The organism is Mesorhizobium sp. USDA 4413, assembly GCF_056280365.1.
Genome location: NZ_JBVPRP010000001.1, coordinates 2,531,565 through 2,543,491 on the forward strand (window position 1 = coordinate 2,531,565; position 11,927 = coordinate 2,543,491).

The 11,927-nt window shown below is 60.0% G+C and carries 10 protein-coding genes and 3 pseudogenes; 4 read left to right on the forward strand and 9 right to left on the reverse strand.

Features of this window, described 5'->3' with window-relative positions:
• Positions 1–37 precede the first annotated feature (37 nt).
• From ACVMIM_RS12160 to ACVMIM_RS12170, 3 genes and pseudogenes are all read right to left on the reverse strand, one after another.
• Positions 38–780 (reverse strand): annotated as a pseudogene (locus tag ACVMIM_RS12160) (aminotransferase class III-fold pyridoxal phosphate-dependent enzyme); the annotation flags it as partial.
• Positions 777–1,413, reverse strand: a pseudogene (bioD, locus tag ACVMIM_RS12165) (ATP-dependent dethiobiotin synthetase BioD). The pseudogenes ACVMIM_RS12160 and bioD, both read right to left, overlap by 4 nt.
• A complete protein-coding gene (locus ACVMIM_RS12170; RefSeq protein WP_476112178.1) occupies positions 1,410–1,544 on the reverse strand; it encodes a hypothetical protein in 135 nt (44 codons plus the stop codon). The pseudogene bioD and the gene ACVMIM_RS12170 overlap by 4 nt, the downstream one beginning before the upstream one ends.
• Here ACVMIM_RS12170 and ACVMIM_RS12175 point away from each other — a divergent pair.
• Entirely contained in the window at positions 1,526–1,777 is a 252-nt protein-coding gene (locus ACVMIM_RS12175; protein ID WP_476117469.1) for a hypothetical protein, read from the forward strand. The genes ACVMIM_RS12170 and ACVMIM_RS12175 overlap by 19 nt on opposite strands.
• Here the strand turns inward: ACVMIM_RS12175 and ACVMIM_RS12180 are convergent.
• The 6 genes and pseudogenes from ACVMIM_RS12180 to ACVMIM_RS12205 form a co-directional block, all read right to left on the reverse strand.
• Positions 1,737–1,877 (reverse strand): annotated as a pseudogene (locus ACVMIM_RS12180) (carboxylating nicotinate-nucleotide diphosphorylase); the annotation flags it as partial. The gene ACVMIM_RS12175 and the pseudogene ACVMIM_RS12180 overlap by 41 nt on opposite strands.
• 1 nt (position 1,878) lies before the next feature.
• Complete coding sequence (locus ACVMIM_RS12185) at positions 1,879–3,417, reverse strand: L-aspartate oxidase (RefSeq protein ID WP_476112179.1); 1,539 nt, start codon at positions 3,415–3,417, stop codon at positions 1,879–1,881.
• On the reverse strand, positions 3,414–4,388 hold the full coding sequence (gene nadA, locus ACVMIM_RS12190) for a quinolinate synthase NadA (RefSeq protein WP_476112181.1): 975 nt from the start codon (positions 4,386–4,388) through the stop codon (positions 3,414–3,416). The genes ACVMIM_RS12185 and nadA overlap by 4 nt, the downstream gene beginning before the upstream one ends.
• A gap of 45 nt (positions 4,389–4,433) precedes the next feature.
• The gene (locus ACVMIM_RS12195) at positions 4,434–5,555 is read right to left on the reverse strand and encodes a tyramine oxidase subunit B (RefSeq protein ID WP_476112183.1); all 1,122 of its coding nucleotides are present in this window, start codon (positions 5,553–5,555) and stop codon (positions 4,434–4,436) included.
• A 58-nt stretch (positions 5,556–5,613) separates the two neighbouring features.
• Positions 5,614–6,888 (reverse strand): phosphopyruvate hydratase, encoded by a 1,275-nt coding sequence (gene eno, locus ACVMIM_RS12200; protein WP_476112185.1) that lies wholly within the window; start codon positions 6,886–6,888, stop codon positions 5,614–5,616.
• A gap of 2 nt (positions 6,889–6,890) precedes the next feature.
• The gene (locus tag ACVMIM_RS12205; protein WP_476112187.1) at positions 6,891–8,300 is read right to left on the reverse strand and encodes a glycerate kinase type-2 family protein; all 1,410 of its coding nucleotides are present in this window, start codon (positions 8,298–8,300) and stop codon (positions 6,891–6,893) included.
• A gap of 251 nt (positions 8,301–8,551) precedes the next feature.
• On the opposite strand from ACVMIM_RS12205, the gene ACVMIM_RS12210 reads away from it, so the two are divergent.
• From ACVMIM_RS12210 to ACVMIM_RS12220, 3 genes are all read left to right on the forward strand, one after another.
• The gene (locus ACVMIM_RS12210; protein ID WP_040970528.1) at positions 8,552–9,547 is read left to right on the forward strand and encodes a glycine betaine ABC transporter substrate-binding protein; all 996 of its coding nucleotides are present in this window, start codon (positions 8,552–8,554) and stop codon (positions 9,545–9,547) included.
• Between the two features lie 169 nt (positions 9,548–9,716).
• Positions 9,717–10,601, forward strand: a complete 885-nt coding sequence (locus ACVMIM_RS12215) for an ABC transporter permease (protein ID WP_476112188.1) — start codon at positions 9,717–9,719, stop codon at positions 10,599–10,601.
• Positions 10,598–11,692: a quaternary amine ABC transporter ATP-binding protein gene (locus tag ACVMIM_RS12220; RefSeq protein WP_476112189.1), complete on the forward strand. Its 1,095-nt coding sequence runs from the start codon at positions 10,598–10,600 to the stop codon at positions 11,690–11,692. Before ACVMIM_RS12215 ends, ACVMIM_RS12220 begins: the two co-directional genes overlap by 4 nt.
• The last annotated feature ends 235 nt before the right edge of the window (positions 11,693–11,927 follow it).

Here is an 11,927-nt window from a genome sequence, read left to right on the forward strand (position 1 = left end):
CCGCCGATTTCGCGGGAAAATTCGGTAAGCACCTCAAGATGCCTGCCTGCTCGCAGGCAAACATTGTGCCAATGCGGCCCCAACCGGTCATGACTTCGTCGGCGATGAAAAGTGTCTCCGAGCGCTCGGCAATGCGCTTGAGTTCGGCGAGTACCCAGGCGGGGTACACGAGCATGCCGCCGGCGCCGAGCACCAGCGGCTCGACGATCAGCGCGGCAACCTCGCGGTCACGCGCCAGCCGCTCGAAGGCATCGAGCGTCCTTTGCTCCTGGCCTGCGGCAGGAAAGGGGATGGTGTCGACCTCGAACAGCAGCGGCTCGTAGGCGGCGTTGAAGACGCCGCGCCGAGCTCATCGTGCCGATGGTGTCGCCGTGATAGCTGTGTTCCATCACGACGATGCGCGAGCGCGGGAAGCCATTGTTGCGGTAAAAGCCGAGCGCCATCTTCAGCGCCATCTCGACGCTGGTTGAGCCGCTGTCGGAGAAGAAGACCCAGTCGAGCCCCGGCGGCGCCATGTCGACCAGCGCTGCGCCAACTGCTTGGCCGGCTGGGCTGAGGCCGGCAAGATCACCGAGTCGAGTGTTTCGGTCGAGTGCCGGATCGCTTCCACGATCTTTGGGTGGCGGTGGCCATAGTGATGACCCACCAGGAGGAGATCGCGTCGAGGATGCGCTTGCCTTCGCGCGTCTCGACATAGGCGCCTTCGGTGCGCACGATCGTCGGCGGAACCAGTTCTGTGGCATGCTGGGTAAAGGGGTGCCAGACAGCGGAGCGGTTCACTGTGGGGCCTCTGTGAAGTCGGCGACGTTGAAGGTCGTTCGCATGTTTTCGGAAAGCGCAGGTGTCAGCGGATCCAGACGCGGAAGGCGACCGAGCACGCGCACCATGCCCATCTCGGCGATCGTCCTTTGCGTGTCGGCCATCTCGTCGCCGATGAAGGCGATGCCGAGCAATGGAATGGAGCGGGCGCGCAAGGCCTCGAGCGAAAGTAGGGTGTGGTTGATGGTGCCGAGGGCCGTACGCGCGCAAAGAATGACAGGCAGTTGCCAGTCCCGGAAGATATAGATGAACTTCATCTGCCGATTGAGCGGCACCATCAGTCCGCCGGCCACCGATGAGCGGGCCGGGCAACTCCGGAAGCGAGAGCTTTGCCGCCTCGATCGCGATGCCATCGATTTCGGCCGACCGATGCGGCGACAGAGGCATCTTCAGACGGTAGACTTCCGGCAGGACGCGCCCTGAAGGCAGGCCAGAAAGCCGGGCAACGACCTCGCTGTCGGTTTCCCCGTCGAGGCCCGATTGCGCCGGCTTCCCATAGAAGCCGTCGAGCAGGCCCGCGAGACCGGCGGAAAACACCGTCTTGCCGATGCCGATGCCGGTGTCGGTGCCGGTCACGATGAAGCGTGCCGTCATGGCGTGCGCTCCCATTTTTCGGTGAGCGCATCGAACAGCGCCGAGAGGTCGTCCTCGCCGAGATTTAGCGTCAGCGAGGTACCAAGCCGCGCCGTGCCTTCGGGCACGGTTGGTGGGCAGATGCCGCGCACGTCAAAGCCATGCGGCAGCGGCCCTCGATATCGTCGCTGACGAACCGGATCGCCGGGAACGGCTGGCGCGGCTGGTCGCGCTCGCGGGCAAGAGGGCCGAGGCGCTCATCCTACCTGCCAGCGGCTCGCAGATCCTGCCGATCATCGTCGGCGACAATACCCGCGCCATGGCGCGGGCTGAGGCTCTGCAGTCGCATCCAACGCGAGCGTTGCCTTGCAATCGGCGGGGATGATGGCATCGCTGGTGATGTCGCCGGCCCTCCCCAGATCCAGCAAGGCAGCGCGGACGATCGGCTCCATGACAATCTGGGGAAGCGGCGCAAGTGGACTCATATCAACGGCTCCGTTCGGACGCTTGCCAGTTAAGCGCGACGGCATTCTCAAAAGCCGTGCAGAGCGTCAGCCGGGAGGGGAGGGCGGCAGCATCGCGTTCCGGGAAATCGGATCGGTAGTGAGAGCCGCGGCTTTCCTCGCGCCGAAGTGCCGCGATCGCGATCAACAGGGATACTAGCGCCGGATCGGCCGCCGCTGTCTCGCCAACAGCGATCGGCAGCAGCGTGCCGATCGTCTCACGCAGAACCTTGCCGTTGCGGACGATGCCCAGCGCGTTGGAAACGATTTGGCCCATTGGTGAAGGGTCAGGTCGAACAGGCACCGTTGCGGGAAGCCTCGGCCATTGCCGGCCAGCACAAGTACCCGCGACGCTTGCCGCGACCCAAGCGGAGGTCGCGACCGCTTCGGCCAGCGAGTTGCTGGCGAGCCGGTTTGCTCCATGCAGCCCAGTGCACGCGACTTCGCCACACGCCCACAGCCCGCCTACAGAGCTGCGCCCGTCGGCATCAACCGCGACGCCACCCATGTGATAGTGAGCCGCAGGACGAACAGGAATTGGCTCAACGGCTGGATCGATGCCGGCCTGTCGGCAAGCGGCCTCAATTGCCGGAAAGCGTTTCGCAAATTTTTTCCCGAGACATTGCCGGGCGTCGAGATAAACACGATGCCCAGCGGCGAGATAATGCGCAATTGAGCGTGCGACCACGTCACCCGATGCGAGCTCGGCGCCCGGCGTGTCAGTCAGGAATCGATCGCCATGTTCGTCGACCAACACCGCACCCTCGCCGCGCACGATTTCGCTTATGAGTGGCATCGGTCGGCGTGGGCTATCGAGCGCGGTCGGATGGAACTGCACGAATTCCAGGTCGGAAAGCTCCGCGCCGGCGCAGGCGGCGAGCGCAAGACCGTGCCCGAAAGAGGAAAGCGGGTTCGTGGTATCGCGAAAGAGTCCGCCGATTCCGCCGGTCGCCAGCACTACACGGCGGGTGGGCATTGCGAAAACGCTGTTGTGCAGGACAGCCAGCAGGCCCACAATGCTGCCTTCTGCGACGACCAGTCGAAGGGCTGTTATGCCTTCCATGATTGTGATCGAACGGGTCCGCCGCGCCACGGCAAGCAGCGCGTGGAACAACTGATGACCTGTGGCGTCCGCGGCGTGAACGATCCGGCGCCGTGAATGGGCTGCCTCCAGCCCGAGCCGCAGTTTTCCGTCTAAAGCGCGGTCGAAGGGAGCACCAAGACGAACGAGGCTCTGAATAGCTTGAGGCGCGACCTCGACCACTCGCCTCGCCATTTGTTCGTTACAAAGCCCATCGCCGGCGGCAAGCGTATCGGCAAGGTGCAGGTCAGTGCTGTCGTCCTCGCCAAGGCTTGCCGCAAGCCCACCCTGCGCGAGTGTGCTCGAGGCATCCGTCCCAAGTGGTGTCCTGGAGAGGAGGATGACCGGCTCTGGCGCCAGATGCAGCGCCGTCATCAGTCCGGCGAGGCCAGCGCCGATGATGACCGGCGCCCCACCGATGTCATGGATGTAGGTCGTCATACGAAGAGCATGCGCTCGACGGCCCAGCGGGCGCGCTCGGCGACACGGGGATCGATCGTGACGATGTGTCGGTTCTCCTTGAGCGCGCTGCGGATATTGCCTAGCGTAATACGCTTCATGTGCGGGCAAAGGTTGCAGGGACGCACGAAGTCCACGTCAGGATGCTCGACCGCGACATTGTCGCTCATCGAGCATTCCGTCATCAGCACAACACGCGCCGGCTTATGCCGTCCGACATAGTCGGACATCGCCGCCGTCGAGCCTGCGAAATCGGCTTCCGCGACGACCTCTGGCGGGCACTCGGGGTGGGCGAGCACCGTGACGCCGGGATGCGCTTCGCGTAGCTCGCGAATGTCGGCCGGGCCGAAGCGTTCGTGGACCTCGCAGCGTCCCTTCCAGGCGATGATCTCGACCTTCGTCTGCGCCGCGATGTACCTAGCCAGATATTCGTCGGGCAGCATGATGACGCGGGTCGCGCTGAGCGACTTCACGACCGCAAGCGCGTTGCCAGAAGTGCAGCAAATGTCGGACTCGGCCTTCACGGCTGCAGAGGTGTTGACGTAGGTGATGACTGGAGCGGAAGGATAGCGCTGCCGCATCAGCCGTACGTCCTCGGCGGTGATCGAGTCCGCCAGCGAACAGCCGGCGGCAGGATCTGGGATGAGCACGGTCTTATCAGGATTGAGGAGCTTGGCCGTCTCATCCATGAAATGCACGCCGGCGACCACGATCACCTCCGCATCGACCGTCATTGCCTTGCGAGCAAGCGCCAGGCTGTCGCCCACAATGTCGGCGACGCAATGAAAGATTTCCGGGGTCTGGTAGTTATGCGCCAGGATGACGGCGTTGCGTTCGCGTTTCAGCGCCAGAATGGCGTCGATGTCATCGGCAAAGGCCGGCCATTCGACTGGCGGGATCACGCGCCGGACGCGCTCGTAGAGCGACGCGGCCGTAGGTAAAGCGCCGATCATTTGCGCCTCCGCTTATCGTCAGGGACTGGAACTAAATGGGATCAGCTAAGCTTGGCTTGGCCGTTCCCAAAGGTTCAGGGCTTGGCCGATTCCTTTGCTCTTGGCGTTTTGAAGAACTTCGAAACCCCAGCTGATGTCGAAGACAGCCATGCCGCAGGCGATGAATATCACGCGCTCTTCCGAGCTTTCTCTGCCGGGCTTCTCGCCGTTAACAACGTCGCCGAGGCCCGTTGAATCTTTGAGGGCCGGAAGCTTGCCAGCATCGATTAGACGAAAGAAGGGCCCACCGATAACACTGCTGTAGTAAGCCTCCTTATTGCCAGAGGCGATCGCATCCTCGACATAAGCCTCCTGCAGGGCCGTGTGATCGTAGACGATCTTCGCGTTGGTCAGGAATGACTCCTCGGTGTTGAAAGGGCCAGAGACCAGAATGGTCGCGCCAGCCTTGATCCACTCGTCCTTGAAGTGGAGCGGCTTCAGGCGTGAGGCGGCGACGGTGATTACGTCGGCATCGCGGAACCCGGCCTCTGTTTCGTCTACGCCGATGGCTTGGACGCCATATTCCTTGTGTACCCAGGCTGCGAACTCATTGGCCTTCTCCAGAAAGAGGTCGAAGCAGACAACTTTTCGGACGGCTTCCAACTGGGTCATGATCGCCGTAAAACACGCCTTGTTAATCGGGCCACAGCCGACGACTGAAACGGTCCTTGCATCTTTGTTGGCTAGGTGCTTGGCCGCGACGCCCGGCACACCGCCCGTGCGTGCTGCGCTTAAGAGGTTGGCCGACATCAGCGCCAGCGGCGCGCCAGTGTCCTTGTCGTTGAGCATCATGGTCAAGATCGAACGCGGCAGGCCCTTGTCAGCATTGGCATGGTTCGACCCGTACCATTTGTTACCACAAACGTCGAAGCGTCCGCCGAGATACCCCGGCATGGCCGCGAAACGACGGTCCGGTCCGGCTACCGGCATGTTCGGGAACTTCGTTTCCTTCGGAAAGACAATGTTCAGGCCGTGACTGTTGTGGTTGGCGCCGCCCATCAGATAGTCGCCCTTGCCGAGGAGGCCGAAAGTTTCCTCGCACACGGCAACGCAGCGCTGCGCGTCGAGAACGCCGGCGGCAATCATGTCGGGCTCGGAGAGGTAGAGAAAATCGATCTTGGGATACATGGAGCAACCTCTTTTAGTCATTGACGTGTGTGTTTCCTGCCTCCGCGGCTGGGCCGCGTCAGAAGCGCAGAAGGGGCTTGATGTCGTAAAGACGGCAGCCGGGGCTTGCCGCGTTGGCACGCATCAAGAAATTCAGCTTTTCGATGCGCTCTCCCGATCGCGGAGCGCCATTCTTCTGGAAAGGCACTTCGAGGCCGACGGAAAAATCCATCACTACGTCGTCGACAACGCCGCCGGAACGCCCTGACGGGACCGAGATCATGCCATGTTCGCTAGCAAAGCGATGGGCATCCATCGCCTCGGTGATCGTCCCGACCTGGTTGGGCTTCAAGATGAAGCCGTGAACGGCACGGGCTGCATAGGCGCGTCTGAGCAGAGCAGTGTTGGTCACGATCAGATCGTCACCGAGAACGATCGTCCGGGTGAGTTCCCTGGCTGCCTTGGTGTAGCCGTCCCAATCGTTCTCATCGAGTAGGTCCTCGATGAAGACCAGATCGAATTTTTCGGTGAGCCCTTTTGCGTACGCGATCAGTTCATCCGTTGAAACACGCTTGCCTTTCAGCAGATAAGTGGCGGTATCCCGATCGTACATTTCGCTCGAGGCGCAATCGAGTGCAAAGGCGATGCGACCCCCATAGCCGCAGACCTCGATCGCCTCTTGCATTATTGACAGGATTACCTGCGGGTCGTCCGAAGGGGCCGCGTAGCCATAGGAGCTCGCGATTTGCGGCTTGTGGCCGAAGTGCTTGGTGAGGACCTCACCAAGCTGCTGGAATACCGCGACCGCCATCTCGACAGCCAAGTCTACGTTATCGGTGCCATAGGGCACGATCAGGAATTCGTTGAAAGGTTGGGTCAACGTCTCGTAGTGGCCGCCGTTGATCACGTTGAAGCAGGGCACCGGTACAGTTCGGATGTCCCGGCCCGCGATGTAATTGTAAAGCGGGATGCGGCGCGCATCGGCCGCAGCGCGAAAAGCCGCGATCGAGGCTGAATAGATCGTATTGCCGCCGAGCCTGCTCTTGTCCGGCGTGCCGTCGAGCGCAATCATCTTCTGGTCGATGGCGCGCTGGTCGGACACATTCATGCCGATCAACGCCGGCCCAATGATTTTCACCGCGTAGTCCACCGCCTTGTGGACGCTGAGACCCTTGTAGCTCGCCGGGTTCCCATCGCGCAGGACGAACGCTTCGTGCATGCCGACCGAGGTTCCGGTTGGGGCTGCGCCTCGGCCAACTGCCCCGTTTTCGGTGCGAATCTCAACTTCCACGGCTGGTCGGCACTTGCAGTCGATGATCTGCTGGGCTCGAACGGATTTGATCCTGTCCACCATGCCTAACAATCCTTCTCGATCGCGGGGACAAAGAGGATGTTGAGGTCACACAGGTTGGTGCCGGTGTTGCCGGTGAAGACGGTGGAGCTGATGGCCGAGAGCGCCTCGAAGCAGCTATGTTCGCGCAATGACTGATAGAGGTTGATCCCCTTTTCGGCGGCGGCCTTAAAGCTGCTGGAATCCGTAATGCCGCCCGCGACCTTCGCGGTGCCGTCGGTGCCCTCGCTGTCAATGGAGAGAAGGCACGCCCTCTTCGCCTTGCCAGCGGAGATGGCGAAGCTCACAGTCATTTCCTGGCCGGGGCCGCCGTGTCCCTTGATGGAACTGTTGTCGAGGATCTGCGTGGTTACTTCACCGGAACTGAGCAGCACGCAGGGCGGCTTGACCGGATTGCCGTAGGTCTGGATTTCGCGCGCTATGGAAGCGAAGAAGGTGCCCGCGTCGCGGCTCTCTCCTTCCAGGAACGAGGTGAGAATGATGGCGGGAATGCCCATCTCCTCGCACGCTTGCTTCGCGTAAATGCAGGAGTCCGGCAGCGTGTTGATCAGGAAATAGGTGTTATCGGGGAACGCTTTGGGTGTTTCCCTCTCGGGACCGGCGTTTATTAGGTAGTCCACCACGCTCTTCGGCAGGCGGCCGGCCACGTCAAAGTTGACAATCGTGGCGCGTGCGTCATCCAGTGTCGTAGCGTCGGGTCCGATTGGCGTGCTCTTGTAGGCCGCATAAGGCACCGCGATGTCGCCGGTAGCCGGCGAACCCACGGCATCGCTGATACCAAAGCCGATCAGCTCGGCCCCGATATCCTGAATGCGCTTGGCCAGCATCCCGCCGTTCAATGCCGATATGTGACGACGGACTGCATTTATTTCATAAATTCCAGCACCGGATTTTAGGAGCACGTCGGTCGTGTCGATCTCATCCTGCAGTGAGATGCCGTCGATCGGGCAGGACATCAGGGCCGAACTCCCACCGCTGATCACAACGATAAAAAGATCGTCGGGGCCGGCCTTGTCGACCACCTCAATGATCTGCTTCGAAGCGCGGAATCCCTCCTCGTTGGGCAGCGGGTGGCCGCCGATATAGACTTCGGTTTTGTTGAAGCGGTCGGTCTCTTCATGGATCTTGACGATCGCGATGCCGCGCGTCAGGCGCTCGCCGAGCACGTGATCCACCGCCATCGCCATATGGTTGCAAGCCTTGCCGGCGCCAAACAGATACACATTGCGTTTCTTTGAAAGGTCCCAGGAGCGCACGCCGATGTGGAGCACCTCGCCTTCCATCCGCATGATGCTGCGGATCCGCCTGTAACTGTCCAGCTTATCGAGCGTTCGGTCGGCGATCTCGAGCACCAGCTTTCTTGAAGCCGCATCACCGTGTGCGACGATTTGCTCGGAATTTCTTATTTTCTTCATCTAAGGACTCGGACGACTGAAGGGATGAATGCGGGGCAGTCGCGCGCGCACAAATCCGCGCGGACTGGGAAGGCCATGAGGTATCACTTTCAGTCTATGCCGGGTACGCCGATACAATCCTGTCAGCTATAAAGCCAGTTTATCAGAACGCCATTTTTTTCGGCCTTGATGTGTCAGGTGGCCGGATTACCAAAGGACGTCACTGCGGCGGACCATCAGCAGTGTGTCACGGACAAGGGGAGAGCGTTCAATTGAGAAAGTACTTGCTTTCGTTGGCAGCGATCGGGGCTCTGATGAGCGCCAGCCCTGCTCATGCGGCGTGTGGCGACATTACGTTGGCTCTGTTCAGCTGGCAGTCTGCTGAGGCGAATGCCTATGTCGACCAGTTCATCCTCAATAACGGTTACGGCTGTAATGCGACGACAGTGGCGGGTGACACGGTTCCGACCGTGACTTCCATGATCGAGAAGGGGCAGCCTGATATTGCTCCATCAGTGGCCGTGAGTTTGTTGAGTGACTTCTATGACAAAGGCGTCGCCGAAGGGCGGGTCAGCCGAATTGGAACTGGAATCAGCGACGGCTCCGTCTCCGGCTGGTATATTCCAAAGTACGTTGCCGATGCCCACCCGGATATCAAGACAGTCGAGGATGCTATCAAGCATCCGGAACTGTTTCCGTCCCCAGAGGATCCGTCGAAGGGTGGGGTGATCCAGGGCCCTCAAGGCTGGGGCGACACGGTAGTGACGGCGCAATTGTTCAAGGCCCTTGGTGCTGACAAAAAGGGGTTCGTTCTCGTGCCGAGCGGATCTGCAGCAGCGCTTGATGGCGCGATCGCCAAGGCTTATGAGGGCAAGAAGGGCTTCATCGCGGCGTACTGGGCTCCTACTTCGCTTCTCGTAAAGTATCCGATGGTGCGCCTTGAAGCCGCCCATGACGAGGCCGAGTGGGTGCGTTGCACCACAAAGCAAGATTGTCCTGATCCGAAGCCGAATTATTGGAAGACGGCCGAAGAAATCACGCTCGCCTCCGGAAAATTCTTGAAGCGCGACGATGTGGCTCCGGCAAAGGATTATTTCGCAAAGCGGAGTTGGAGCCAGGCCGAAGTTGGCAAGGTCATGCTATGGATGACTGAGAACCAGGCCAACGGCGAGGACGGCGCAAAGTGGTTCATCCAGAACATGCCTGAAGTCTGGACGAAGTGGGTCCCGGCTGACGTCGCCGAGAAAGTCAAGGCTGCGGCCAAGTAAAGTCGCGAATTGCATCGAAGCAGCTAACTTTAGTGGCTGGAGGATGAGGAGAGTGCAGTAGCCCTGCGCATGTGGACCGAGAATGGCAAATTTCCTCCCCTCCGCCTCCTGTTTTTCATGACCTCGTGAGTGCTCACGATTTCAGTGGTAACATGCCTAGGGACGCGATATGGAATGGCTGTTTAAATTTCCGCAGTTAGACGCTGACTTTCTACTGACCATCAAACGGGCGACCGACGGGTCACTTCGAAGCATCACAAGACTTTATGGCGACACGATCGAGAATTTCTTCTACCCGCTGCAGCAGGTTTTGATTTTCTTCGAAGACATAATCACCGGGTCGCCATGGCCGCTCGTGATTGTTGTGCTAGCCGGTGTGGCGTGGTTTGCGGCGCGGCGTTGGTCCGTGGTAGCGGCTGTCGTCGGAACTCTGATCGCGATCGGCCTTCTTGGCCTGTGGCAGGATGCGATGAAGACGATTTCGCTCGTCTTGACAGCTACGGTCTTTTCCATCGCCCTCGGTATGCCTCTCGGCATCTTTATGAACCGCTTTCAGCGCGTTGGTGCTGTGATTCAGACAGTACTCGACGTAATGCAAACGATGCCGCCTTTCGTCTATCTGATCCCGGTCGTCATGCTGCTCGGCATCGGCCGCGTGCCTGGGTTCATTGCTGTAGTGATCTACGCCGTGCCACCGATTATCCGTCTTACTGACCTGGGGATTCGCCTGGTGGACAAAGAAGTCCTGGAAGCCGCCGATGCTTACGGCTGTTCGCGGGGGCAAAAGCTCTGGAAGGTACAAATGCCGCTTGCGATGCCCACGATCATGGCGGGCGTTAATCAGACGATCATGATGGCCCTCGGCATGGTTGTCATCGCTTCAATGATCGGCGTGCAGGGGCTGGGTCTGAACGTCCTGCAAGCAATTGCCAATCAGTATTTTACGCAGGGCATCTTCAACGGCTTTGCCATTGTTGGGATTGCAATTATTTTCGACCGCACCAGCCAGGCCTATGGCCGCCGGCTCCAGATGCGTCAGGCAACCCGCGCATGATTAACGGCCAGGCGTCGATCGAGATACGCGATCTATACAAGATCTTTGGCAGGTCGCCGGAGCAACACGTCGGCCGAGTCCGCAGTGGATTGTCTAAGGCCGAGCTTGGAAAAGTTCATGGACACATACTGGGCCTGAACAATATCAACATATCCATGCCGGCCGGCAAAATCCAGGTCATCATGGGGCTGTCCGGCTCCGGCAAGTCGACGCTAATTAGGCACATCAATCGCCTGATCGAGCCAACGTTTGGCTCGATCATGATTGACGGACGCAACATTTTGGAGATGTCCGAACTGGAGTTGCGGGAATTTCGTCGCAACAAGACGGCGATGGTTTTTCAGAGGTTTGCGCTCCTGCCGCACCGGACCGTTCTCGACAACGTGATTTTTGGATTGGAGGTGCGCGGCATTGACAAGGCCAGGAGCCGCGCCATTGGCATGCGCTGGATCGAGCGCGTTGGGCTTGTCGGGTTTGAGAAGCGCTATCCGGAAGAATTGTCTGGCGGCATGCAACAGCGGGTGGGACTGGCGCGCGCCCTCAGCAACGATGCCTCCATCCTGTTAATGGACGAGGCCTACTCGGCTCTCGATCCGTTGATAAGGACCGACATGCAGACCATGCTCCTTGAATTGCAGGCTGAGTTGAAGAAGACCGTTGTCTTCATCACGCACGACCTTGATGAGGCGCTGCGGCTTGGGGACCAGATCGTCATCTTGCGGGACGGTTCGATCATCCAGCAAGGTGACAGCCAAGACATTCTGTTAAACCCCGCCGACGATTACATCGCCAGGTTCGTAAAGGACGTCAATCGCGCGCGATTCTTAAAAGTGGATGCTGTCATGGAACCCATTCCGCCATCCGTCAACAGATCGCTGCCGACGCTTAGGTCTGGATCGACCCTGGAGACCGCGGCCGTGGAGCTTACAAATTCTCCGTCTTACGAAGCCACTGTTGTCGATAGCGCTGGCAAGCCCCTCGGAGCAGTTTCCCTGCGCAAGATCACCGCTGCTATGTCGTCCGCAATCGCTAAGCACGAGGCAATGAAACGCGATGTTGCGATCGATGCTGTGGATGCATGCGGCCGATAGGCGGCCGCATAACAGGAATGTCGGTAGAGCAGGGCGCCGTCAGCGTCACCATCGCCTCGGGCCGGCTCGCAATCGCAGTGCCCAAACTTGCTGGTCCGTTTCGCGGGCCGGGCGGCGAGCAGTCAGCGAGTCCATGACCCGCGTTCTAGATGGCGTGCGTGGAATATGCTTCAGGTGATTAGTGGTCGCCGTGCCGATGTAGAGGATTGACACTCTCTCACGCAGGTGCACCGAG

Excerpts from the sequence above, each read along its gene's own strand:
- ACVMIM_RS12185 (WP_476112179.1), bottom strand. The coding sequence starts at position 3,417 with ATGACGACCTACATCCATGACATCGGTGGGGCGCCGGTCATCATCGGC.
- ACVMIM_RS12195 (WP_476112183.1), bottom strand. The coding sequence starts at position 5,555 with ATGTATCCCAAGATCGATTTTCTCTACCTCTCCGAGCCCGACATGATT.
- ACVMIM_RS12220 (WP_476112189.1), top strand. The coding sequence starts at position 10,598 with ATGATTAACGGCCAGGCGTCGATCGAGATACGCGATCTATACAAGATC.
- nadA (WP_476112181.1), bottom strand. The coding sequence starts at position 4,388 with ATGATCGGCGCTTTACCTACGGCCGCGTCGCTCTACGAGCGCGTCCGG.
- ACVMIM_RS12205 (WP_476112187.1), bottom strand. The coding sequence starts at position 8,300 with ATGAAGAAAATAAGAAATTCCGAGCAAATCGTCGCACACGGTGATGCG.
- ACVMIM_RS12215 (WP_476112188.1), top strand. The coding sequence starts at position 9,717 with ATGGAATGGCTGTTTAAATTTCCGCAGTTAGACGCTGACTTTCTACTG.
- eno (WP_476112185.1), bottom strand. The coding sequence starts at position 6,888 with ATGGTGGACAGGATCAAATCCGTTCGAGCCCAGCAGATCATCGACTGC.